19 protein-coding genes are annotated in these 25,817 nt (G+C 36.0%); 8 read left to right on the top strand and 11 right to left on the bottom strand.

Annotated elements, in window-relative coordinates:
• Positions 1 to 19: 19 nt before the first annotated feature.
• The 6 genes from ACQKCJ_RS03575 to ACQKCJ_RS03550 form a co-directional block, all read right to left on the bottom strand.
• Complete coding sequence (locus ACQKCJ_RS03575) at positions 20 to 898, bottom strand: ORF6N domain-containing protein (RefSeq protein ID WP_427401390.1); 879 nt, start codon at positions 896 to 898, stop codon at positions 20 to 22.
• Positions 888 to 2,981 carry a DNA topoisomerase gene (locus ACQKCJ_RS03570; RefSeq protein WP_427401389.1) on the bottom strand — a complete coding sequence of 698 codons (2,094 nt, stop codon included), beginning with the start codon at positions 2,979 to 2,981 and terminating at the stop codon, positions 888 to 890. Before ACQKCJ_RS03570 ends, ACQKCJ_RS03575 begins: the two co-directional genes overlap by 11 nt.
• A 6-nt stretch (positions 2,982 to 2,987) precedes the next feature.
• Positions 2,988 to 4,424, bottom strand: coding sequence for a DUF3945 domain-containing protein (locus ACQKCJ_RS03565; protein WP_427401388.1), 1,437 nt, complete (start codon positions 4,422 to 4,424; stop codon positions 2,988 to 2,990).
• 81 nt (positions 4,425 to 4,505) lie between these two features.
• Positions 4,506 to 4,814: a helix-turn-helix domain-containing protein gene (locus tag ACQKCJ_RS03560; protein ID WP_427401387.1), complete on the bottom strand. Its 309-nt coding sequence runs from the start codon at positions 4,812 to 4,814 to the stop codon at positions 4,506 to 4,508.
• Positions 4,815 to 5,039: 225 nt separating this feature from the next.
• Positions 5,040 to 5,888, bottom strand: a complete 849-nt coding sequence (locus ACQKCJ_RS03555; RefSeq protein WP_427401428.1) for an RteC domain-containing protein — start codon at positions 5,886 to 5,888, stop codon at positions 5,040 to 5,042.
• Between the two features lie 103 nt (positions 5,889 to 5,991).
• The gene (locus tag ACQKCJ_RS03550) at positions 5,992 to 8,418 is read right to left on the bottom strand and encodes an aminotransferase class I/II-fold pyridoxal phosphate-dependent enzyme (protein ID WP_427401386.1); all 2,427 of its coding nucleotides are present in this window, start codon (positions 8,416 to 8,418) and stop codon (positions 5,992 to 5,994) included.
• Between the two features lie 251 nt (positions 8,419 to 8,669).
• Between ACQKCJ_RS03550 and ACQKCJ_RS03545 the strand changes: the two genes are divergently transcribed.
• The 4 genes from ACQKCJ_RS03545 (at position 8,670) to ACQKCJ_RS03530 (ending at position 12,023) form a co-directional block, all read left to right on the top strand.
• Positions 8,670 to 9,053: a hypothetical protein gene (locus tag ACQKCJ_RS03545; protein ID WP_427401385.1), complete on the top strand. Its 384-nt coding sequence runs from the start codon at positions 8,670 to 8,672 to the stop codon at positions 9,051 to 9,053.
• A gap of 45 nt (positions 9,054 to 9,098) precedes the next feature.
• Positions 9,099 to 10,043: a helix-turn-helix domain-containing protein gene (locus tag ACQKCJ_RS03540; protein ID WP_427401384.1), complete on the top strand. Its 945-nt coding sequence runs from the start codon at positions 9,099 to 9,101 to the stop codon at positions 10,041 to 10,043.
• Positions 10,044 to 10,123: 80 nt separating this feature from the next.
• The gene (locus ACQKCJ_RS03535; protein ID WP_427401383.1) at positions 10,124 to 11,656 is read left to right on the top strand and encodes a MauE/DoxX family redox-associated membrane protein; all 1,533 of its coding nucleotides are present in this window, start codon (positions 10,124 to 10,126) and stop codon (positions 11,654 to 11,656) included.
• 91 nt (positions 11,657 to 11,747) lie between these two features.
• On the top strand, positions 11,748 to 12,023 hold the full coding sequence (locus ACQKCJ_RS03530; protein WP_294779077.1) for a DUF6520 family protein: 276 nt from the start codon (positions 11,748 to 11,750) through the stop codon (positions 12,021 to 12,023).
• A 71-nt stretch (positions 12,024 to 12,094) separates the two neighbouring features.
• Here ACQKCJ_RS03530 and ACQKCJ_RS03525 read toward each other — a convergent pair whose 3' ends face one another.
• Genes ACQKCJ_RS03525 through ACQKCJ_RS03515 form a run of 3 tightly spaced genes read right to left on the bottom strand, consistent with a single transcriptional unit; the run spans position 12,095 to position 19,131 of the window.
• Positions 12,095 to 14,746: a prolyl oligopeptidase family serine peptidase gene (locus ACQKCJ_RS03525; protein WP_427401382.1), complete on the bottom strand. Its 2,652-nt coding sequence runs from the start codon at positions 14,744 to 14,746 to the stop codon at positions 12,095 to 12,097.
• Between the two features lie 31 nt (positions 14,747 to 14,777).
• On the bottom strand, positions 14,778 to 16,181 hold the full coding sequence (locus ACQKCJ_RS03520; RefSeq protein WP_427401381.1) for a RagB/SusD family nutrient uptake outer membrane protein: 1,404 nt from the start codon (positions 16,179 to 16,181) through the stop codon (positions 14,778 to 14,780).
• Positions 16,182 to 16,191: 10 nt separating this feature from the next.
• A complete protein-coding gene (locus tag ACQKCJ_RS03515; protein WP_427401427.1) occupies positions 16,192 to 19,131 on the bottom strand; it encodes a SusC/RagA family TonB-linked outer membrane protein in 2,940 nt (979 codons plus the stop codon).
• Between the two features lie 439 nt (positions 19,132 to 19,570).
• Here ACQKCJ_RS03515 and ACQKCJ_RS03510 point away from each other — a divergent pair, with 439 nt between their 5' ends.
• Together ACQKCJ_RS03510 and ACQKCJ_RS03505 are read left to right on the top strand one after the other, a co-directional pair.
• Positions 19,571 to 19,960, top strand: a complete 390-nt coding sequence (locus ACQKCJ_RS03510; protein WP_427401380.1) for a helix-turn-helix domain-containing protein — start codon at positions 19,571 to 19,573, stop codon at positions 19,958 to 19,960.
• A gap of 92 nt (positions 19,961 to 20,052) precedes the next feature.
• On the top strand, positions 20,053 to 21,606 hold the full coding sequence (locus ACQKCJ_RS03505; RefSeq protein ID WP_427401379.1) for an AAA family ATPase: 1,554 nt from the start codon (positions 20,053 to 20,055) through the stop codon (positions 21,604 to 21,606).
• Between the two features lie 113 nt (positions 21,607 to 21,719).
• On the opposite strand, the gene ACQKCJ_RS03500 is transcribed toward ACQKCJ_RS03505, so the two are convergent.
• Together ACQKCJ_RS03500 and ACQKCJ_RS03495 are read right to left on the bottom strand one after the other, a co-directional pair.
• Entirely contained in the window at positions 21,720 to 22,619 is a 900-nt protein-coding gene (locus tag ACQKCJ_RS03500) for a DNA adenine methylase (RefSeq protein ID WP_427401378.1), read from the bottom strand.
• A 1-nt stretch (position 22,620) separates the two neighbouring features.
• Positions 22,621 to 24,138 (bottom strand): hypothetical protein, encoded by a 1,518-nt coding sequence (locus ACQKCJ_RS03495; protein ID WP_427401377.1) that lies wholly within the window; start codon positions 24,136 to 24,138, stop codon positions 22,621 to 22,623.
• 570 nt (positions 24,139 to 24,708) lie between these two features.
• Between ACQKCJ_RS03495 and ACQKCJ_RS03490 the strand changes: the two genes are divergently transcribed.
• Both ACQKCJ_RS03490 and ACQKCJ_RS03485 read left to right on the top strand, forming a co-directional pair.
• Positions 24,709 to 24,897 (top strand): hypothetical protein, encoded by a 189-nt coding sequence (locus tag ACQKCJ_RS03490; protein WP_427401376.1) that lies wholly within the window; start codon positions 24,709 to 24,711, stop codon positions 24,895 to 24,897.
• 154 nt (positions 24,898 to 25,051) lie between these two features.
• Entirely contained in the window at positions 25,052 to 25,816 is a 765-nt protein-coding gene (locus ACQKCJ_RS03485) for a hypothetical protein (RefSeq protein WP_427401375.1), read from the top strand.
• The last annotated feature ends 1 nt before the right edge of the window (position 25,817 follow it).

The following is a 25,817-nucleotide window of genomic DNA, read 5'->3' as shown; positions in this document are numbered from 1 at the left end:
ATTCAGAGGGTTAATTTATTTAATTGTTCAAAATTTGCAGCATTTTGCCCACCTCAATATCGATTCTTGAAAAGGCAAACCATTTTTTACCCAAATCCTTGAGCGAGGCTCCAATGTGATAGAGTTCCGTATCGTCAATTATCAAAAAACGGTCGTGAGCATCAGAGAAAATTTCGATTTCAATCCTGGGATATTGGCTGTTGTATCGCTGAACATCCAGCCGCAGCTGATTGCTAATACTTTTGGTATAAATAGTTGCGGTGACATCATCGCTGCGTTTACCCAGTAAAGTTAGTACCGTGTCATCGACATAATTATCAAGTAGGATAATTGAGTTTTTGGCATTTCGGATAATATCGGAAACAAAGGCATAAGCATCAAAAATCTGCCCGTTGTAGAAAATCCCTTTTTCGCTATGGAGCTTATCGCTTTCCAAAGCCTTAAAAATTTCTTCAATTTTTTGGTTCGCCTCTAATTGTTTGAATTCAATCTTATCTAATCGATGAAAAAGAGAGGCGTTGCTCATAAGTATTCTACGCATTTCTACAAAGGCTTCCATAATTTCTACACTGACCTTAACGGCAATGTGGGAACGCAGTATAGCGGAAGCCATGGCAACACCCTGTTCGGTAAAAACATAAGGTAAATAGCGTCTTCCACCATAACTCAAACCTGAGGTTCCAATTTGGAACCTCAAGATTTCAGCTTCCTCTTCATTCAATTGAAAACAAAAGGATTCAGGAAACCTTTCTATATTCCTTTTTACGGCTTTGTTGAGGTTCTTTGTTTCAACCTGGTATAAGGAAGCAAGGTTGCTATCGAGCATAACCTGCTTTCCGCGTATGGAATAAATCTGATTTCTGATTTCCATAGTGCTAAGGGTGGGTTTATTTTCCATTACTTGGGAAGCTTTTGTTTTTGGCAAATTCAAAGGTAGTTTCGGCATTATCGTTCAGTACGATGTACGCATCGAATTTCTTTCCTGACCTGCTTTTCATTCCTTTAATGAGTAAAGTTGTACCCTTGCTGACAAGACTTTTAATATTGTCTATACTGATTTGCGCACCGCAGACATTGCGGAACTGTATCCAGTTGCAAGTCCCTTCAGGACACTTTACTATTTTGTCACGTATAATAAGTTGTTGGCTTTTACATTTAGGGCATATGAGGTCTGGCAAGTTGTTTTTGGCAATTGGAGTCTGCAACAATTCATTGGCAATAGATGCAGTGTAATTTTCCGTTTGCTTTTGAAATTTTCCTGCATCTGATTCGTTGTTTTCGATTTTTTCCAATGCAAGTTCCCATTGGGCAGTCATAGCCACATCTGCTATTTTTTTTTCTTTGACCAATTCGTATACCAATAATCCCTTTTCGGTTGGTACCAGAGATTTCTTTTCCCTATTTATGTAATTACGGGTAAACAATATTTCGATAATTGATGCCCTTGTAGCTGCAGTGCCGATACCTAAATTTTGTAAAACCTTTCGCTCACCTTGATTTTCGATATCATTTCCGGCACTTTCCATAGCTGACAAAAGGCCTGCTTCAGTGTAAAGCACAGGCGGTTTGGTTTTCTTTTCCAGAACGGAAGCTTCTTTTATTTTAAGTTCATCGTCCTTTTTCAGCTCAGGCAAATCCATTACATGTTCTGTATCATCATCGAGGAAACTGCCTCTAATGGAACGCCACCCGGATTCTATAATCTTACAGCCTTTTGATATAAAATCATAATGCAGTACCTGTAAGTCGACATCAGTTATCTCTTTGATACAGGGTTGTGAAACGGCTTCGAGTAATCGAAAGGCAATCATATTATAAATCGCATTTTCCTTTGGATTCAGGGCTGATGGCATTTTATCAGTAGTTAATAATCCATGATGGTCAGTGACACGCAAATCGTTCACGATATGTTTATTAAAACGGCGCCATTTCATTTGAGATAGGTTTTGTTTAATATTTTCCCTCTTTTGTAAAGCTCTTACAAGATTAGGAATCTCTGCCCACATATCTTCAGGAATGTATTTGCTTGCGGTACGTGGGTATGTGATAAATTTCTGTTCGTAAAGGCTCTGGGAAATGTTGAGGGTTTCTTCGGCCGAAAGGTTTAATTTTTTATTGGCTTCTTTTTGCAGGCCGGTAAGGTCGAACAATAAAGGCGGTTGCTCTGTAATGCTTTTGGTCACTTGGGATGTAATTATTGCCGTTTGGTTTCGCGCAATGGCTTTCAACACATCAGTGGCTAGTTTTTTGTCTTCCCATTTGATTTTTGAGATACTTTTAAAATCTATCATTTCTTTGTTATGGGACAACTGTATCTGCCAGTAATTTTTTACTTTGAAACTCCTGTTTTCCAGATAGCGTTTGCATATTAAAGCCAATGTAGGTGTCTGCACTCTTCCTAGTGAATAAACCCCGTTTGCTAATGCAATGGAGAGCGCTTGTGTGGCATTGATACCCACTAGCCAGTCGGCACGGCTCCTGGCTTGTGCTGCGTTATATAATCCGTCAAATTCTTTTCCGTCTTTGAGATTATCAAAACCTACTTTAATGGCTTTTTCAGTAAGGGAGCTTATCCAAAGTCGCTTAAAGGGTTTATTGCACTTCAAGTATTCGTATATGTACCTAAAAATGAGTTCGCCCTCACGTCCTGCATCGGTGGCGACAATAATATTATCGCTGTTGTCAAAGAGCTCTCTAATGATTCTTAGTTGTTTTAGCGCTCCTGTATCTACAGAATCCCCTTGATTTTTACTGACCTTTCTGACAGTCAGTAAAAAAGGGTTTGGAAGTATCGGCAGTGATGCTTTGTCAAATCCTGTGATGCCGTAATCTTCGGGCATCCCTAATCCTACAAGATGGCCCAGTGCCCATGTAACAAAATAGCCGTTACCTGTCAGGTAGCCATCTTTTTTTTCGGTGGCTCTGATTATAACGGCTATTTCCCTTGCTACACTGGGCTTTTCTGCAATTATTGTTATCATATTTTATTACATTTTACGCCCTTTTGATTTAGCAGTTGAGTTAGATTCTTCTTGTTGTTCCTGTTGTTTCTTGTCATCAGGATTTGTCTGACCTGATTTTAATGGCTCCTTTATGTTCTTAGTAGCTTCATTAGTTTTGCCTTCGGAATTGACAGCGGTCTGCGTTTTATGGGCTTCAGAAGGTTTTATCTGTTCTTTGATTTTATCTGGATTTTGAAATGAAAAATCTGTTTTATTGGTTTCCTTGTTGTAGGTGATATATCCATTGTATTCTTTTCCTTTTTTATCCACTAAGCCGCTGATATAAACCGTCTGACCATCTTTGAGCTTTTGGTATTGCTCATTATTGAGTTCCTTATCTCTAAAGTTTTTAGGTGCTCCCTGAGTTTGGTTCTGCTGATTGCCTTGTGTCTGTTTATTAGAATCATTTCGGTCAAAGAGAAATTCAACAAAACGTTTATCTGCATTGAATTGCACAGATGCATCAAAGGCTGTTCCTTTCTTGGAAACCATTCCTTCTAAAGCAAGCGGCTTCCCTTCCAGTAAGGTTTGCTTTTGCTCTTCACTCAGCTTAATTCCTTTAATTTCATCGGGAATTTTAATGAAATCCGTGCGCAGTGCTATCACCTCATTGGTCAGCCTGTCTATACTGATAATGGAGGGCATGATCTCATTGTTTTTCGGATTGGTGAGATCTACTACGCGTCCCATATTGCCTGTTTGTAGCAGATTGTCTTTATCTTCCTTGCTGAACTCGTGACCGAAAAAAGGATAATTCAGATTAGGTTCTTTTCGGATGCCATGAATGGCCAATACGACCTGTCCTTCGTCATTTTGTTTAAGCGATAAACGGGCATCCATTCTTGTTACTGCAGTACCAAGATTAAGACTTACCGGTACAAGTTCATTTGTTTTGTATCCTTTGAGTAGCGGATCAAGCAGGCTCATTTTTTCAAGTTTTTCTTTGCTTAAACCCAAATGGTTTAATGTTTCCCAATCGATTTGTTCCGGTTTGTATTTGTATTCACTTGTTTCCGGATTTGTCTGTGCTGTTTCCATATTAATTTCATTTTTTTGTTTATAATCTTTTACTTCGTGCTGTTTCATTAATTGCTCACCTTCAAGTGTAGGATGATCTAAATGTTTCTGCATCTCTTTTGAAGTATCAACAGCCAGCAGAGCAGGGATTTTGAAGAACGAAAAATTAGTTGGGTTCTTCAGTTGGCTGAAAAAATTAGAAAAGAAATTTGAAAACACATCTCCGTGCTTGTCTACCCGCATAAATTGATTCTGATTTTTGTGGGTAGGGTCAACGGTTTCCAGATTACCATTTTGGTCAATGCCTTTTACCGCCATGATTTTCTTTTTCTCTTTATCGAATACCAGCAGTATATCTGACAACTCTTCAGGAGTATTTAGTGTATCTTTAATTTGTTCGCTCATGATCTTTAATTTTAAATTCAATTGCGAAATTAAAAGGTGAAAAGTAGCTCACTAAAAGCTGGAATCTATTGGCCTTATTTTTCACTCTCTGGCGTATGTTTTTGGCATTCGGACATTAATACTTTCTCTGATAAACTGGTGTACGTCTGATAGCTTATAATATATTTTTCCACTGATGGTATAGTAGGGGAGCTTGCCGATTGATCGGTAACGCTGGAGTGATCTCCCGCTTATTTTAAGCATCTGCAATATATCCTGATTATCCAATAGTTCTTCGCCGTCAACACTTCCGCGTTTTTTTTCAAGTTCACTGATATGCGCGCTCAAAAGGTCGAAACGTTCTATGATTCGTTCCATCCAGGAAATGAATTCCATTCTGTCTATATTCATGACTGTGTGTTTTACATTAGTGATGCAAAATTGCTAATGGCAAAAGTTTTTCATTGCCAATATCAGCCAATGTAAAATGCTGTTTTATGAAAATTTTAACTGAATGAAAAATAAGATGAGTTGCTGATTTACTGGGGGAATTGAGCATATAGAAGTAATTATATACTAGTAGCCATTTGATGCCAATTGCACCTCATTGGCAAGAAAATTGCAAGTTTAAAAAAATTAGACCTCTTTTTCCATGTGCTGTTTAAGCGATAATTTCAGCTGATCCAGAAAAATACTTTTGCTGTCAGCCCTGTCTTTCATCCTATGATAGGCATGATGGACATCGCCGAGCTGGATCCTAAAAAGCAACTGGAAAACCATACTGATTTTACGGATTCCGGCTTTTCCATGAGAAATACTGCCCGATGCGTGAAGTGCGTAAATTAATTCGATCAGAGCATTCTTTGAATCTGTCCAGAAAAAATCTCTGTTAGCTACGTTTCCGTCTGAAAAAATGGTCGCCTGCTGGGTGTCAGGTTCAATTTTAGAAACGAGGTAACTGTAAAGCAGTTCATTAGCAATTATACGAGCTACCTTATAATCATAATAGGTAGAAAATTGAGTGTCAATTTCAAAAACAAAACTATTAACTCCTTCATGAAGGTCTATTTTTCCCCGACAAAAGAAATGATGGTCCCATTCGGTTCTTCCCGTGCGATAATAGCGATAAAAATCAGTGTTATAAAAGTGCTCTTTATATTCTTGCTTGAGGAGATTAAGCTCATTGGAAAAATATTTATGATGCATTTTACCGGTTACAACCGGACAGGAAGCTTCAATTCGGAAAACTTTATTATAGAAAATCAGTTTTCCAAGTATTTGGGGTTTGATACTTTTAAAAAAATTAATTTCTTCATTTTCATCGGAGAAACCTTTTTCTAACACATTTTTTTTGACCGTACAAAGCAAGTTTCGGAGCACGGTAGTCATGTGGTAGGATTTTTCAATTATATGTTCAGGATCTAAGCTGAATTCCTGTTCTGCTTTTCGAATAACCTGAAGTGCGTTCTCACATGTAGATCTTATCATGGCAACAGAATTTAGATTTATTTGAACAAGGAAAAGCATGGGTATTACTGCCCAGATACATTATAGCGTTACTTTTCGTTGGAAATTAAAATGTATTATATTAGCGTGCGGTATTGGCTTCATTCTGCAGTGTCTGCATGAGTTCCATAGCGTAGTTATCCCGGGCTTGTACGTAAGCAACCTTCGGTATTATAGAAGCTCCAAGTTTTTTCTTCTCAAAACTTGCCGATATGCCGAAATCGATTCGTTCAATTTCAAGTTCTCGTGCTCTTTTGATTGTTTGGTACAAAAGCTGTCTGTACAAGTTGAAGCCATCGCCAGCAATGTAGTCCATGCCGATAAGTTCAGGTACATATACATTTCCTGAATTTTTATAACAGAACATTACCCCGACTAAATTCTCTTCAGGGGCATCTTTGAGGGTTAGGATTATAAACTCCCAGTTTGGACAGCTGTTCATTTTTTTAAACACTTCCCTGCTATATGGAAAAGTATTTATAGCAAGGTTGCGCTCTTTTACATTGCTATACAAACGGTAGGCCCTGTTTAGCTCTTCCTCTGTCAGACAATCTTTTATTTCAACATCATAGAATTTTTCATACGGCAGTATTTCCCGATTAAAATGCTGACGGGAACGAGTGGAAAGTAGTGAACCATAATTCTCAATTGCCGGGAAGTTTTTATTATTGATAACACATGATTCAGGCATATCGATCCTGAAATATCCTTGGTTTCTTATCATTTCATCCCAGCGGAATCCGATTTCAAAATCACGAAGAACGAGCATGTCGGCATCCAGCGAATTGTATGATTCCTCAAGCTTATTTAATAGTATCCTCATTGAATGCTCTGCCAGAGGATGATCTTTATCAATATAGCAGTGCAGTCCCTCAGTAAACAATGAGCCGGTACTTAATACCTTGGAAGTCATATGCATGGTATCTGTTTTTCTAATCTCTTCAAGGTGCCTTGATACAGATTCTGTAGCCAGCATATCATCTTTCCAGATCCCCAACGTACAGTAGGTCATTAAAACCACTTGCATGTTCTGGTCACGAATTATATAATAGAAAAAATCCCATCTATTGCATGGATCTTTAGCGTTTGCGAAAGTCTGCTCGAGATACTGCATTCCTTCCCAATCCAAAATATTATAAGCACCCAGATACTTGTTCCATTCCTGCTTGTCGATGTTTTCGATTGTTACTTTTTCTTCAATCTGCAGCAATTCTGTTTGCTGTTTTATAACAGGGAGCTTCGTTTTGATGTCCATTCTAAAAGCCTGTCGTATTTTTTGGTCGCTGCTTCCGGTTTCTTCAACTGCTTTGTGAAAGTGGTGATCCATTGCACGGGCAAGATCTGTAATATCTTCAATTTTATTATGCGCAGATATAGTGATACGGATTCCGGTATTTTTTATAGGAACTGCCGGATAGATACCAAGGTTGAGATAAAAACCTTCTGAATAGAGACGTTTGGTAAAATTATAAGCAGTAGCGGGTGTCCCCATTCCAAGAAAAAAAACGGGAGAGTCGTTATCAGAGACTAGGGGCAGGCTGCTGTTTGAAAGGAGCTTGCTGAAATGGGCTGTTTTTTTGGCAAGTTCAGCTTGGTGGTTATAGATTTCCGCAGAGAGATGAATGTCGCACGATGCGATTGCGGCGGCAACTGATGCCGGTTCAAGCTGAGCAGAGAAGGTAAGGGGACCGCCAAAAGTTTTAATTTTTTCGTGTAATTTACGATCGCTGCAGAAAAATGTTGCACCGCTGGCACCAAATGTCTTGCTCAGCGTGCTGACAACCACAATATTTTCTTGTAACGTTCCAATTGCGTCAAATATAAAACCTGTCCCATTTTTTCCTTTCCAGCTCATTCCATGGACATCATCAAAATAGAGGTGGAGCTGCGGATACTTTCGGGCAAGGTTCAACAGCTCCTGTACCGGCGCGTAATCTCCGTACATAGAATAAACACCATCTGCCATGTACCAGATTTTCCCCGATTTGCCGCCTAACATCCGAATTTTATCTTCAAGCATTTGGAGGTTATTATGGCGTATCATCTCCACTGGTATTCCCCTAAGTTTAAGAACCTGACAGGCATTCTGCACACTCCAATGTGCCTGATGATCGATGATTACTGCATCTTCATCTCTAATTAGGGTTGGGATGATTGCCATATGTCCAAGGGTACTGTTCTTAGTTATGATTGGCGATATATTGTACATCTTCTCAATCTTGCTTTCCAACTCAGCATATAAGGGATGGGAAAGATAGGTTTTAGAAAGCGGGAACTGCGTTCCATAATTAGTGATGGCGCTTATTGCTGCCTCTTTTAGCCTTTTGTCCTGTTCGAGTCCAAGATAACCGGTAGTTCCGAAGTGGAGCATTTCCCTTCCGTTAATTTTTACACTTCGTCCATTAAGATATTCACCTTCAGCGTAAAGGTGTAATATGCCTTTTTCTTTTGCATTTGAAAAAACGGTGTCAACTGTATCAATAAAATTGTTGTGCTTTATTTTTGCCATTTTTTATAAGGTTTTAAGTTTTAGAATTATTATTTTTTAAATATCTGAAAAACAGACATCTAAAATTCCTTATAAAAATTGAAAGTACTTTTATTGACAGATATTTTACTCCCAATTAGGCAAGGGTAATTCCCGATTTAACAACAAATTAGTGTGTTTTGCAAGAAATAATCCACAATTGACAATTACAATGTTTCTTAATCTTTATATTTTTGTTAAATTACAACCCTTTATTTAAAAACTAATAGGACATGATTGCGGCACATGAATCTTATGAGAATCAAAATGCGAGGTTTTGGATTGAAAAGGGAATTCTTTTTTTCGAATACAAGCCCAATACTGCAATTGATTTAGAAGTGGCTATGCGTGTTGTAGCTGACAGGATTGCATTTCAAAATGAGAGACAATTACCAGTGTTTTGTGATACAAGGGGCATAGCTTCGATTGACAAAGCAGCCAGAGACTATCTGGCTAAATCCGGATCTCTGCTTGCAAAAGCAGTCGCATTGATTGGAAGTGAAAACGTTTCTATGACGATGAGCACTTTTTATCTGGAAATCAACAAGCCCTCTGTACCTACCCGAATTTTTACTATTGAGCAGGAGGCAATGGATTATCTTAAAGGCTTTCTATAGAAATAGATCTAACTAGGCAGACGTAAATATATAAAATCAGGACTGATGAAGAGACCCCACAATCGCCAGCGGCTAATATCCATGCACAAGATGTTATTTGAGATAGCACGGGGCAACTTCAATGGTCATATTCCCCTTAGCAGTTATGACGACGAAATTGAAACACTGGTAGTCCTTGTAAACATGGTTGCCGAAGAACTTAAAGAGTCTGCCTTTCATTCCGGTTTTGTAAATCCCTATGTTACTCATAGGATGGTAACACTTGCAACTTTTATTTTAGATGAAAACCATTCCATAAAAAATATAAATCAAGGCGCCTTGGAAATTTTGGGTTATAATGCAGCAGAAATGCTCAGACGTCCGATACAGGATTTCTTAAACGATGACTTTAGTACTATGTCTGACCTTGAGAGAAAAGAACTGGAAGAAATGCTTTTATCAGGGGAAATCATTACACTGAATTTTATAACATTCAAAAAGCTGATTGTAACAGCAGAGTGTTCCGTATCGAGATTATCGGATGGTAAATTTACCGTCCTTAGTTTTGTGGCTCCCTTTCTCAAGGTTAATGAAGCTGTTTCGGAATCATTTGAAATTAAATTAAGCAGGCATTCTAATTTCAAACAAACTGATGCGCGCTTAATACAGCGGGTTTATGATTATGTACTGGCGAATTTGACTGAACCATTACCATCTGTTAAAGAACTAGCAAGACAGTTCGGTACAAATGATTTTAAACTCAAAGATGCATTCAGGCATTTTTTCCATACAAGCGTCTACAAATTTTATACAGAGCAGCGCCTAAAAAGGGCTTACCTTATGATAGAGCAGACCGATATTCCGCTGAAGAATATTTCCTTTATGAACGGTTTTAATAGCTATCCTAATTTTTCTAAATCATTCAAGAAGCAGTTTGGATTTCCTCCAAAAGAACTCGGCAGAGGCAGAGCCGATGGTTTTTTGCCATTGGATCACTTTAATCCTTCATAATTAATTTTTGATCCCGATAGTGTAAGTGTTGTAGGCTTGGAATTCAGAATTTTACATTATTGAATTCAAATCGAGTAATTATGATACTGAATGTGAAAACGGGATTTAAAAAAATTATAATAGAGATAATTTGTCTACTCTATATCCTTTTGTTTGTCTACGCAGCCATGAACAAAAGCCTTGACTTTGAAAAATTTCAAGTCCAATTAGCACAATCTCCTTTATTAAGCGCCTTCGCAGAATGGGTTTCATGGACTGTATTAATTGTGGAATTTAGTCTTGTATTTTTTCTTCTATTTCCAAAAACTAGAATTAAAGCTCTTTATACAGGATTTTGTTTAATGGTAATGTTTACTGCATATATTTTTATTATGTTAAATTATAGTTCATTTCTTCCTTGTTCCTGCGGCGGGATTTTGGAGAAAATGAGTTGGCAGCAGCATCTTTTATTCAATATTTTCTTTGTAATGATAGGCGGAATTGCACTATGGTTAAATCATAACCTAATTCAGGAAAGAAATAATAAATGGAAATTGTTTTATCCTTTTCAATTATTTTTAGGACTATTAGTAAGTACGGTAATTGTTATTGTATTATTTCTTTCATCGGAGCAAATTATGCACCGTCAAAATCCTTTTATCAGACGTTATCCACACCAGCCTGTTACTTTGAAACATACTATCGATCTAAAATATAATTCGTATTATTTTGCGGGTTCAGGCGATGGCAATGTATATCTTGGAAATTCAACGGTTCCTCTTTATCTATTGTCTATTGATTCCCATTTGCAACAGAAAAAAATAAGAATAAAAATTGATCGCGACACCTTTTCCTTTAAATCACTGAAAATACGTGTTCAACCACCATATTTCTACATTTTAGACGGCAGGAGTCCGGCAATTTTTAAAGGAAAAACAACTGCTTGGGGAGGGAAACTACAAAATACAAAACTTCCTTACTTTAATATAGCTGTGCCAATTGACAGTAATGCGTTTGCCTTTAGGGGTATTCATAAAACTAGTAGTACTAATATTTTAGGAATTTTTGAATCAGGAAAGGAATCTAAGATAAAATTAGCCCCGAGCTTGTTGCAAAAACAAATCGATGGAGTTTTTGATACCGATGGAATGCTTCATTATAGTGCAGAAATGAAGCGAATCGTTTATATCTATACCTACAGGAACGAATACATAGTAGCAGATAAAGATGGAATATTGGATTATCGTGGAAACACGATCGATACGGTATCACAGGCACAAATAAAAGTCGCATATCTCAAAAACAAAACAGAACAGACAATGGCAAGACCAGCTTTAGGTGTTAATGCAGACAGTAGTATTTGTGGACATCTTCTTTTTGTCCATTCAAATGTTCCTGGTCGATTCGAGAAGAAGAAAATTTGGGAACAGGCTTCGGTTATAGATGTATATGATCTTAATAGAAAAGTATATCTGTTCAGTTTTCATATTTATGATATTGATAAGAGAAAGATTCGAAATTTTATAGTTACATCAACCTATGTATATGCCCTTATCGATACCAAATTAGTAATGTATCAGTTAAACGATAAACTAAAAAATGAATTAAAAAATGTATCAAAAAAAAGTCTTTGATGCACTTAAAATATACTTGCGCAAGTATCAGGAATCAGATCGAACACCTGTAGAAAAAAGTAGATCACCTTAATCTTTAAATTATAGTATTATGAAACCATTAATTTTAAAAAAAATGACTCCCTTTGCAGTTGTTGTATTGGGAATCGTAGGTGCCTTTGCAACCACATCTATGCAAAGTGCCAAAGCGGATATTGCTCCTGTAATTGGTTATGTTTCCATACCAGGCGATCCTTGTAGTGTTGAAGTGGAATGTAGTGATAGTGGAGACGATACATGTCGTCTTTTTTATCCATCAGGACCAGAAGCAAAAGCATTGGATCCAGACAGTGAAACAACCTGTGCTCAACAATTGTATCGTCCGTAAATTTATTAATAATGATATTAAAAAAGTGCAAAGCAGCTCTTGGAGAGCTGCTTTGGTTTTGATACAAGTTGTTACTCTAATCCTGCTCTGATCCATGCTGTAGGTATAGTATCTTTTAAATGGTAATCAAACCACTCTTGAAATCGCATAGAGAGATCTTTTTTATTCTTACTGCTAGAAAGGACATGTCCTTCATTGGGGTATAGTAAAAGTATATGTTTCTTTCCAAGCCGTCTCAATGCGAGATAAAATTCGATGCTTTGATTCCAGTTTACCTGTTTGTCCTGATCACCGGTCCATGATAAAAGTGGTGTGGTAATATTCTTAGCATGGACAACAGGAGAGTTTCTATCATAACCTTCCTTATCTTCAAAAAAAGATTTTCCCATGCGCCACTGTTGGCTCTCAAATCGCCACATATCGGGTCTTCCTGTATCCCATCCCAAGGTAAGGTAAAAACTGGTCAGGTCTGTTGCGCCACTTCCAGCTAGAGCAGCAGCAAAGATATTGGTTTGAGTGATGATAAAAAAAGTTTCATATCCTCCAAATGAGTGGCCCGTAAGTCCGATTTTATTGGGTAATACAACTCCTTTACAAATCACTTCTTTCGTTGCTGAGACCACACAGTCCACTGCGGATAATCCAGGATTTCCAAGTTCGTAAGATATATCGGCCGCGAGTACAAAATATCCCTGAGTGGAGAAGTTTGAAATATTAAAACCGGCATCACCTGAGAACTGCGAGGGATTGATATATTTATGTAGAAGATCCTGAGACAGTTTTTCGTAAATATAAACGATCATTGGATATTTTTTTTGGCTGTCATAATGGGAAGGATAATATAAAAGCCCTTGTAAAGAATCTCCTTTCGCATTTTTATAATGAATCAATTCTGATCTTCCCCAATGAAAATTTTGTTGATGAGAATTGCTTTGAAAAAGTACTTTTGACTCTTTGCCCAACCGATTGTAAAGCATCAGTCTAGGAGCAAGGTCATAGCGCTCTTCACTGTATACAAAAACATTTCCCATCGCTGATGCAGTCAGCTGATCCAGACGTGAATTGTTAGTAAATATTAGCGTTTTCATGGATTTCGGTAACCATTTATAGTAACCAAAATGCCCTTCAATGTTAGTGCTCTCTAGCAATAATCCTTTATTTAGGTCGATTGGATCATGGATTCTGCCGCTGTAATTTATTTTGCTCACAGGTTTAATGGAATATCCTGCCAGTCGAAACTGAGTTTTGGTTTCCTTGCCATGAGTTAATCTCCGGGCAGAAGAGCCATCAGGTCGTATTGACCAGATATCATAGGCATCACATAATAGTATTTCCTTATCCAATAATGTCCAGCCCAGATCCGGATAATTATTTTTATGCTGGTGCTGATTTTCGTCACTAGCAAAAGGTGAACCGATATTTTTGGTAATATTGGTATGCGTTTTATTGGCAATATTATAAACCCACCAATTTTCCTCTTTAAAATAGGCAATATATTTTCCTTCTGGAGAAGGAATAGTATGGGAAAAGTGACCTGAATGATTTTTTAAGAGCAAACTGCTTTTGCCGGTAGACAAATCAACGAGATAAAAATCCCTGTTGCCTTCATAATCATATTGTGGTTCATATTGTTTTGGATTGGAGATCAATGCATAATTCTGATCGCCGGTCAGCATAAATTTCGGCAGCGTATCATTGGAAATAAACTGATAGTTATCAGTACTAGGGCGCCATAGCGCAAGGTTAGTTTTTTTGTTCTGTTTTTCTTCCATGGGATAAATCCACTTGGCATTTCCATTCCAAAACTGTACATCAGAAGGTAATTGCTTTTTTGATTTTGCTTTTTGCTGCACGGCAAAAAAAACTTTTTGTAAATCATCAGAAATTTTTAACTTAAAACTTGTCGTTGGAACAAAAAGAGAATCTCCTAAGAATGACTTTTTAAACTCTAAAGGATTTGGACTGTATAACCTGCTATTAGTCATGTTATAGTAAAAAAGAGTATTTGTAAAATCATTTTTGTTTTCAGCTTTTTCAATAAAAGCCAGTGCTTTTCCTTTGGAGTGCCAAACAAGATTGGTAAAAGAAGCAGAACCGCTAACTAATTTTTTATTTCTTTTTTCGCCTGTCAGCTCCATAAAACTAATTTCGTGGAGTTTATTTTTTGTAGTTGTGTAAAGAATCATTTGCTTTGCAGGGTCTGCCATAAATTCATTAACGCCAACAATCTCTTTTTCGTTTTTTCCATCAAGTTGGCGAAGAATCAATCTGTTTTCCTTTCCTTTCTCCTCTATCAAGATCAGAAGTCGCTTGGCTGTAGGGGAGTAAAGATATTGACCGGCATGAGGTATTATTTCCTGCTTTCCTGTTTTCAAGTTCCTCAAATGCAATGCAGTTGGTGACTGACAGACAAACCATTCCGCCGTTATAAAATCTTCCCTGTTTGCTGACGGAAAAGAAAATGTTTGTAATGATTTTGTATTTTTTACAAATAGTGTATCAAGGTCATTTTCATAAGACATGGTGTAACTTATCCATTGCCCGTTTAAATTTACTTTACCAAGCCTTAAATTTCCCCATTTTGAATAATCTTCAACGGTAAGTGCTTTTTTTTGCAATTCCTGCCCCCAAAGGGGACAGGCTACTAATTGCAAAATTAAAACTAAAAAAAAGGATGCCTTTCGGCGGGATAATCTTATGTTTGTACAAAAGTGCGTTTTCATTTGGTATGACTTTTTTGAGAAATGAAATTGGTTAGCCGGGATTCTGAGAACCTAAATTAGGATTGACAATAAATTCACTCTCGGGAATAGGCAAAAGACGGTCGGTAGTATTCCAGCCAGGCTTTATGGGCGATAATGCAGCATCGAGTTTATTAGTTCGTTTGAGATCAAAAAAACGATGTCCATATTCGGTAAAAAGTTCTTTTCTTCTTTCTTCTGTAATGGCATCTAGAATTTCTTCTTTTGTATTGGCTGTTATATCGTTTAATCCGGCTCGCTTTCGAATTTTATTCAGGTCTTCTTTAGCACTGCTGTAATTTTTTAGCTGCGCCCTGGCTTCAGCTCGTATTAAATATTGTTCTGTAAGACGTAGTACAATGGAATACTCCTTTGAAGCCGCAGAAACTTTAGACTCCTTATATTTAGAAGCATGATACCATGTGCCGGAGGCATTGGTTATGGCAGTAGTCCAGCGTGTTTTTCTCAGGTCATTCAAGGCAAAGGAATTAATCAGTGAGGGACTAAGGGCAATTAGAGAAGGTGGTCCGGAAACAAAAGTAAAAAGAACTCCTTCATCAGTGTTTTTACCAGCAACCGATGGCATAAACTGCCAGATTGTTTCTGTTGAGCCTTTCAAAAATACTTTGTCAGGATTGTCCTCAAAAACATACAAGGAGTTATTGTTTATAATCTCTGTCGCTATTTTTGAAGCATTCTCCCAGTCCTCTCTGTATAAATAAAGTCTTGCGATCATTGCTTTAGCGGCAAAAGCATTAGGACGTACCCTTTCTGTACCGGAATAAGTGGCTGACAGTAAGCCGGCAGAGGTACTTAAATCATTAATTATATTTTTATATACCTCTTGCTCAGGCATTCGAGAAGTAATGCTGTTTGCCTTATAATCCGTACTGGTAATATAGGGAACATCACCAAAGAGCTGAAGCAGATAAAAATGGAGCAGCCCTCTTACAAATAAGGCTTCGCCTTCCAGTTGTGCTTTTTCCTGCGTACTTAGCGATGATTCTTGAAGACCTTCAAGTACGGCGTTTGCGGCATAAATCTGATTGTATGAATTGTTCCAGAATAGTGTTACAGTACTGTTGGAAGGTAATACTGTGTTGTTATAAAACGGCAGGGTCGAATTGGTAGGTGATCCATAAAAAGTAAGCTCATCGGCATAGTTGCCTAAATAATTCGTCACACCAAACTGCGTTCCTGTCAATACGCCTTTGTCCCTGATTTTTGAAAATATATCGGACATTGCAGCGTTGGCTGTTGTGTAGTCTTTAAATACAGCAGTTTTGGTCAGTTGTGATTTTGGCAATTCGACTTCTACAAAAGAATCGCAGGAAATAACCAATATGGAAATGCTTAAACATACTATTGCAGAAAACATCTGCATTTGGGTTGTAATCTTTGGATATATTGTTTTCATAGCAGGATTATTAAAAAGTTAATTGTACACCACCTGTAATTATTTTAAGGGGAGGCAGATAACCGCTGTTCTTAAATTCAGGATCGCCATCTTCGTAGGAAGTAAAAGTCAGCAGGTTCTGTCCCTGAAGAGTAATGCTGCATTGTATTTTCGGCAATCTCAAAGGAACGATATAACTGACTGATAAATTTTTAAGTCTGATGTAAGAGGCGTCCACAATACCTGCATCACTGGTGCTGTAGCGTGACTGGGCAGCTATAGCTGCTGAGTTGTAACCTGTGGTATAAACCTGATAAGCAGCAGTATCGCCCTGTTGCTGCCAGCTATTTACCATTCTTTCTGGTTGATTATACATAAGGCCCGGGATGCTGCCAAAACTCCTGTTGCGCTGTTTTACAAACTGAAAAAGAAAATCGATTCTCCAGTTTTTATAAGTCAGTTGATTTTGCAAACCCCCAAAATAATCAGGATTCAGATTTACAATCGTCTGTTTATCATCTGGAGATGACAGTAAACCATCTCCATTAACATCTGCAAACTGATAGATTCCTGTTAGAGGATCAACACCCAAATATTGGTATGACAATTGAATATTGAGCGGTTCGCCGATTCGGTATTTATCCTTATAGGTCGAGCTCTTCAAATTCGGAAAGCTAATAAGTTTATTTTGGGAAATACTAAGGTTAAAATTGCTTGACCATTTAAAACTTTTTCGGGAAAAATTGACCGTACGCAGGGTAAACTCCAATCCTGTGTTTTCTACAGTGGCGTTCAGATTAGCCTGCAATTGGGTAAATCCTGTAGTCCCAGGAAGTGGAATACCTACAAGCTGATTGGAGGAACGGTTTCGGTACCAGGCTCCGGTTACAAATATTCGGTCTGCAAAAAATCCCAGTTCCAAAGCCGCTTCCAATTTTTTATTAATCTCCCATCCAAAATCAGGATTAAATAAACGAGAAGGCTGAAGCCCTGCGATACTCTGATAGTTAACACCCGACGAAGTGTAGGTATCTAAAAATTGATAATCCCCAATCTGGTCATTACCAGTTGTTCCATAACTGGTGCGAAGTTTTCCAAAACTAAGCCACGAACTGCTTTTTAGGAGGCTTTCATTAGAGAACAGCCAAGCAGCTCCAACTGCACCAAATTTAGCAAACTGGTTGCCGGGACCAAAGCGGCTAGATCCATCCCGTCTTCCGGTCAGGTTTACAATATAGCGGTCTTGCCAGTTGTAATTAATTCTACCAAAAAATGCCTGATACTTATACAGGTTTTCATCGTTTACCTGTACGGATCGGGTAGTTGCCGAAGCGAGGTCATAGATAAGGCTGTTGGAGCTGAATTCGGTTCCGGACTGGATCAAACGTCCTGTATTCTGGTTTTGAAAAGTGCCTCCTAAAAGAATTCCAAATCTTCCGCCGCCAAATTCCTTTTCCCAGTTGACTTGGGGTTCAATAATCCAGGAATTTCGTGTGGTGTTGTTTCGGTATAAAATGGAGTTGGCACTGGTATATCCATACGAAGGATTATAAATCGTAGAAGGGGTAACCCTGGTCTCTGTATGTTGCAGATCGGTGTAACCAAAACTGCTTTTTAATACCAAATCTGGTAGTATTTCGTAAGATAGGACTGTATTTGCAAGCAGATCTTTTGTTTTGGATAAATATTTAGCATACAGGTTTCGAAGGGGATTATCCCATGTTCCATTTTCCCAGTTTAGATTTCCGTCTGTATTATACAGGGTAGGAGCATTAGGGGCAAGGTTACGGGCTTCTGTAGTGAAGTCACCTGCGGGCTGGTCATTATTTTGAAGGGTATATCCAGCTGATAACACTATACGAAATTTACCGTCTGTGGACTTATGATTAAGATTGAAATTTGAGGCAGCTTTTTTGTAATTAAAAGTACCTGGAAATACTGTTGTCTCGCTATGGTAGTTCCCGCTAAAAAGAAACTGAGTATATTCGGATCCCCCGCTAATACTTCCACGGAGATCATTCATGAGAGAGGTGCCGCCAATAAGTTCCTTCTGCCAGTCGGTATAGCGGTTTTGGTCCCATGTACCGTTCACATCATAAGCATTGGCAGGATAGCTAGTTATTTTATCATTTGCAAAGGCTTGACGGCGCATGGAAAGATACTGCTCGGTGTTCATCAGCTTCATTAACTTGGTTACTGTTCCGGCTCCAGTAGAGACATTGATAGTGAATTTTGTTTTTCCCTCTTTCCCTTTTTTAGTGGTAATAAGAACTACTCCGTTAGCACCACGCGAACCATAGATGGCAGTTGCATCGGCATCTTTTAAGATTTCTATACTTTCTATTGCATCGGGATTGATACTGTTTAAAGGACTTGTTGTAGTTGGAAAAATTGTTGAGGTCTGAGAATAGCCTATTGCATCGGATGCATAGGGAACACCATCTATAATATAAAGAGGGGCATTCGCTTCTGGACGAATGCTGTTTTGTCCCCTTATCTGGATTTCAAATCCTCCACCGGGTGTTCCTGTGGTTTGGGTGACATTAACTCCCGCCATACGCCCCTGCATGGTAGCAAGCACATTAGTGACAGGCTGTGTTTCGATATCCTTGGAGGTGATTCTAGCAATACTTCCTGTCCGTTCGCTTTCTTTTATGGAATAATATCCTGCGTTAACCTTAACCTCTTGCAGAGTTGTGGTGTCATCAGATAGTACAATGTTTACAACTGAGCGTCCATGAATGGGAACCAGCGCAGTTTTAAAGCCTATATAAGATACTACAAGTGTGTCATTAGGAGAGCAGGTCAGAGAGAACTGACCGCTGTAGTCGGAGATTACTGCATTGTTTTTTTTGTTTTTAATAGCAATGGTTACGCCGGGCAGGGGATTAGAGCCGTCTGTGACAGTGCCCTGAACTTTATGCTGTTGGGAAAATAAATTGCCTTGCCGAAAGTGATTTTTGGCAGACATTGGTGAAAAAGGTAGTAGGAAGCCTAGAAAAATTAGGCAATAGCGAGCTCTTCCACCCTTGGATAATGAAAAATTATTCATAATTTTGGGATTGGTTAGTTAAATATGATTTGATTGGCTACGGTCCTCTATACAAGTTTTGTCGCTGGTAGAGGGCCATTTTTTATGCATTAAGTAAACGTCTTAATAAGCATAAGAAAGATTTTTTAAGACACAGGCAGTAATGATTTAAAATGGTTCGAATTTGAATAAAAGCGAGACTTTGAATTTAAAAAGAAGTGTATCACTAAGAATAAAAGAAAAGTTATGACATAAAAAAGGCATGGAACTCATCTTATTGCATCGTCGGTACTGGTATACCTTGCAACAATAAGCGAGCCCACGCCATAGACGTGAGCATCTTACTTATCATCCCGTTGCTAAAATTACCAGTTTTACGATGCGAGATTCAAAGCGAATGCTTCATATGTTTTATGTGAAGAATCGCAAAATTACATTAATTGATTGTAATCAATTATACAAATATATAAAATATTTTCAATTATGTACTATAGTACATAACGAAATGTTTGTTTTTTCTGTCAATTTGACTATGCATGAATCATTAGATAAAATAGAACGATATATAATTTCAAAAGTAAGAGAAATTAGAGAGGCCAAAGGTGTTACTCAAGAACAATTATCTCTATCAATTGGAAAAAATATTACATTCATTTCTCAAATTGAAGCTCCTTCGAAAAAAGCAAAGTATAATGTTGTGCATCTTAATGAAATAGCAAAGGTTCTTAATTGTTCACCGAAAGACTTTTGGCCTGACCAATCTTTATAGTACTAAAAGAAATTTTTTAATAGATGGATATTTTTGTTATCCACGACTTAGAGCAAAATTGATACTATATTAACTTAAAAATTTAAAAACTAATGATAATTAATAGTGTCAACATCAAAAAATTTCGTGGATTTGACGATGTTTCTTTCCAACTTGGTACAGCATTAACAGTTATTGCAGGTCAAAATGGGACACAAAAGACTACATTACTAGGAATGTTAAGTCAGCCTTTTTCAATAAGTGATAAAGAACATCCAATGTATGGAGAAAAACCACTTAGCGGTGGAAATTATAGATCCTCATTTGCGGATAAATTTAAACTCTCTGAAGTATTTGATACAGCCCGTAACCACGAATGGACGTTAAATGTAAATGGAATTGCAGACCCAAACTTTACAGTTGAAAGTATAGCTAGGTCAAGTACTGATGCTACAATCAGATTTTGGCAAAAAGGGACAAGAGCAAAAGGTTCTGGATACATACAATTACCTGTTATTTATTTAAGTCTTTCTAGATTATTTCCTATCGGAGAAGATAATTTAATTAGTTCGACTGGTGAAATTACTCTATCAGCGACAGAATTTAGTTTTTTCAAGGAATTTCATAATAAAATTTTATTAACTCCAGCTAATGCTTTAACTAGTGTTGAATACTTATCAAGTAAGCAAAAAAACACCTTAGGAGTTAATACTGCCAGTTATGATTGGAAAATGAACTCTGCCGGACAAGATAATGTCGGTAAAATATTATTATCTATCATATCTTTTCAAAGACTTAAAGCTCAGTATGGAACTGAATATAAAGGGGGAATTTTAGCAATTGATGAACTAGACACGACATTATATCCTGCTTCACAAATCAAACTTATAGAAGCTTTAAGAAAGTTTTCGTCACATCTTAAAATACAAATTATATTTACAACACATTCGTTAAATATATTAGAAAGATCCTGTGAGTGGCAGTCGGATATAAAGATAAACAATCAAGTTAAAGTTTTATATTTACAAAAAGTAGATGAGAAAGTTAAACTTGTACAAGATATTACTTTCGAAAGAATAAAGCATAAATTAAATATTTCTATGGCAGCGAAACCAGTGACTTACTTGGTCCCTGTTTTTACCGAAGATAAAGAATGTGAGATATTTTTTAGAGCTATTTTAAAGCGTAAAGCAGCTGCACTTCGCTTCCATGATTGCACATTGGGATGTGATAGTCTTATTGAATTGGTAAGAAAAAAAATTCCTGGATTTGGAAATCCCGAATCATTAGTAGTTCTGGATGGTGATGTTAAGACCGATATATCTAAAATGAGAAGATTAGCAGGTATGAAGAAAAGCTTTATAATTTTACCGGGTATTAATTCACCTGAAAGGTTAATAGCAAAATTTCTTTTCGATCTCCCTGACGTATCACCTATATGGGATGAAATTAGTGAAGATTACACAAAACAATTTGTCTTTAAAGAATATACAATTGATGAAATTTATAACGATAGAATAAAAGCTAAATCATGGTTTAATGAGCAAAAAGTCTATTGGGGAAAACTATGTTCAAAGGTTATAAATCCATGGATAACACAAAATCAAAGCGAAGTGAACTTATTTCTTGGAGAATATGAAACGCTAATTTTAAATTATATTAAGTAATCTAATCTGCTTAAATTAAAGAACTAATACTTTGAGGTTCATGTGAATTTATAAAAGTTCATTTAATTTAAACAGCAAACTGCAGTAAATCGTATTCTGAATTTTAAAAAAAATTATTTATACACTATTTCTTTCTTGTTTTTTCTTGTAATGACTTTAAATTTTATTGGGTTGTAATTTTCTACATCTGGTTGTATTAATCCTCCACTAAAAAACATTATTTCTTTTCCTGATTTAGATGTACCTGCTGAATGATTAAAAGAATATTTTTTTGTTGATAAGTCTAAATACAATTTTTCAATATTAATATTATCATCATAAGAAACAATCCAATGAATATTTGTGATAGATTTAATTTTGTTACTAACAATCTTGTGGTGTTCATCCATATAGTGGTTCATGTATAACTGATCAGCTTTTAAATAATATGGTGGATCAAAGTAAAAAATTGTTCCTAAGGTTTCAGCTTGTTGCTGTATTTTATCTATTAAATCAATTGCATCATCATTAAAAATTTCAATACTAGATGAAAATTTTGCTATTAATTTAATACGATTTTTAATTTCCAATTTGTTAAATCTGCAATCAATCTTATAGTTTCCTTCTTGTTTTAATCCACCAATTACTCCACCTTTTATAATTCCAGATCGGTTTGTACGGTTTAAGAATAAAGTAGAAAAACCGAGCTTCAATAAATCACAAGTTTCTTTTTCTTTTTGTATTTGTTTTTGCAAATGCCAATTTTCAATTGTTACCTCTGTATCGTCAATAAGATTGCAAAGTTCATCACTATGGTTTATAACAGAATGCCAAAAAGCGAATATTGAACGATCCTTATCATTTATTGTTATACGATTTACATACCCTTCTATTAAAAGAAATAATGCTACAGATGAACCACCTGCATATGGCTCAACATAGTGAGAATGAATATTATTGTCCATGCAAATCTTAGCTAGGAAAGCGGAGAGCCTATTCTTGCCGCCAGGGTATCTTAATGGAGAATAAAACATTTTATCTAATTTTTGAAATATCAAGCGAAGTTAATAAATCAGATACATCTTGCAACATAAACTCTAATAATTCAATAAGATTAACTTTAATTTGATCTGCATCTATAGTTTTGGATAAAACATGATAATTGTGAATTGTTTGATGCATTTTTTCGAATTCGAAGTTTTTAAATGCTTGTGAATACCCTGTATTTGTTATCAGTTCAATGAATTTTTTGTTCATTTCTTCAAAGTTGGTATAAGGTCTTCTTGCATAGGCTGTTCCAAAATGACCGCTATTCGAAAATTTAATAGCTCCCGATTTTGTGTTTTCAACAACATATTTTAATACACACTCGTATGTTACACGTGCCATAGCAACTTTAGCATTTGGCAGTTGATTGCTATCTATATCAAAATACTCGTCTATCCTTGCCTTTAATCCGGGAGGTAATTGCTTTCTTTTAATCTCTGGATATTTTTTTACAGTTCCTCTTTTTACAACTGGTGGTTTAGAAGTTGTAAGTGGACTTGTTACAGTTAATGTCACTGGTAAACTATTACTGTTTATTGGTGAATTTGTTGAAGCAATAGTGCTTGGACTATCTACCGAATTTAATATTGCAGATTGATTAATAGGTTGTGTAACTGCAGGTGTATTATTACTGGCTGTATTGAGTGTTGTTGTAACCTGTGCAGTAGTCACTACCGTTGTTTTTGGGCTAATATCAAATCCAAAGTCTTTTAATCTTTTTATAAAATTCTTGTCATTATCAATATCTGCAGTTTTAATTTCTGGATATGTTTCAATATATTTTACTAATGCCGAAATATAATTTTCAAATTTAGGGGTATCGGTAATTTCTATCTCAAAAGATGGTGAGTTTTTAAATTTATAACCACAAAACTTTGCATCTCTAAATAATCTCTCATAGATAATAGTTTTTCCACCTGTTTTTCCACGCCCCCTTCTAATTTGTTTCCGGAAAGTGTCCCCACCATAGTTCACTGCTTCTCTATAAAATGATCCTAGTTTTATAAAATCACCAGGTCTTGAATCCAAAGTGTTCATTTCATCATGTTTACCATTATTTGCTAAATCGAGAATTTGTAAAGCCTTTGCAATACGCTCCCAACTGCGAAAAAGTGAAGCAGCGTGTTCCTCACTAATTCTTGACTTTAGCTCATCTTCATCGGTATATTCATAAACAGGTAATTTAGTAAAAACCGTTTTCGATTCTGAAAGTTTATATCTACCTGGCATTTGAAGAGCTTTGACAGCGGCACATCGTCTATTTCCATCACGAACAGAATATTTTCCATCAGCATCCTTTATAACCCATAAAGCTTTATCTTCATAAAATTCATTTCTTTTAACAATTGCTTTAGCGATTTCTTCGGCAGCTTCCTCAAAAAGCAGGTACTCTATTAAATCTTCTTCATTTTTACTGCCATTATATAATTCACCAAATCTTGGATTATTAATATCTAGTTTTAAATCATCTAAATTTATATATATTAAATTCGATCTTTTTTGCATGTTTTTTGAATTTATTTACTTGTTTTACTATCCTTTATGAAAATGTTAATATTCAAGTGAAAAAAATCTCGCTTAAATAAATTAAAGGCTTTATAATTTTTTTTAGTAAGTGTAAATATATAAAAAAGGATATACTGGTAAATGCGGAAAACCGTAAAATGGAAGAAAATATACAATAATGGTTCTTAAAAAATCGGGAAGTCTTTTTAGTTAGTTCAAGATTGGAATATTTTTTGCTGTGCGTAATATCTTATTTGAATTTATTATTATTTGACTATAAATAACATTTTGCCAACTATATAGTGACCTTCACTTCATAATGATCTTTTGTTTTAGCTATCTCTTAATCTTCTGTACCAAGTTCGCTTTTAGTTTAATTAAAGATTATGGCAAAACTTCAATACCAAATTTTAATTTGAGCTATTTTAATGCGTTATTTTTAAAATCAGGTATTTCTACCTTATTGATTGATTTTTTTTAAAGCTAATTTGCAAAAAAAAAAGTAATTACGGAAAACCGTATTAAAACGATTTTCTTATTATTTATTTTTAACATTCTAAACAAAAAAATATGGCAGTTAAAAAAAATCAAGATGAAATCGCATATTCATTTCTAAGATATATAAATACAGAAGAAGTTCATTTATTTGAAGGGAGATTTACCCCTTCAAGCTGTACAGCAAATTTTGCCACTATATGTTGTAAGGTTGAAGATCGAAGAAAGGAGAAAATGGAGCAAATTGATATTTTGTTTAAATGAAGAGCAAGCAAGATTATTTGCAGCTAATTTAGGACGGGAAGTTTGCGGCACATGTATTAGTAGTCTTTATGCCAACTTTGAAGATTAATTAAAAAAGTTTTGTACATCAAATGTCTTTCTAATAATTTGAATATTTACTATTACTCCATCTCTTATGAAAAAAGATGAAATTCCATTTTCAGGTCCATTTGCTAGTTTTTGGACCAATATTTCGAGTCTGAATTTACAACTAATGATTTCTACACAATTTACTGATCAGGAATGTCTTGATTGGGAAAGTTCATTGAGAGTTGACTTACAAAAGGTAAATTCAAAAATAAATTCTGATCCTATTGTGGAACGTTTAAAAGAAGCTCCTCTTTTTATGTTAAATGAATTGCGCTCAAGCTTTATTTCCACAACTATAATAAATTTTACTTCAACAACTGAACATTATTTAAAAGACATGATTGAGTTAAGTCTTCAAAGAAATTCAGGCTTTAGAAAAAAGGCATTTGTGAATCATAAAATGAGTGCAATAGAACTTGAAGAGAATATTGATCTGAATGATATTAAAAAACGAATTTTTAAAATTATCTCTGCAGAACATTCAAAAGGACCTGTATTAAGTTCAAAATTCAAAAAAGCTTCTTCATTTTTATCAATTAAAGAAGAAATAATTACTTCAGAAGTTTTTACAAGTTTAGATTCTATTTGGAGATTGAGAAATAAAATTGCTCATTCTAACAAAGGTTTTATCAAATTTTTTGAAATAGATTCTCCTGTTGGTTTGATTAAAGTGAGCAGTGAACCTGAGAAAGAAGACTATTTTTATTTTTGTATTTCACTACTTAAAATTATTGATGATTTTACAGCTTTGTTAAATGAGTGGGACAGAGCAGTATTAGAAAAATGGCCCGCAAATTCATTCATCTCGTAAA

Origin of the sequence: Flavobacterium sp. NPDC079362 (genome assembly GCF_050267765.1) — a bacterium.
Classification (GTDB): Bacteria; Bacteroidota; Bacteroidia; order Flavobacteriales; family Flavobacteriaceae; genus Flavobacterium; species Flavobacterium azizsancarii.
The sequence above is the reverse complement of the archived record's forward strand: the minus strand, read 5'-3'. Positions and strand labels throughout refer to the sequence as shown.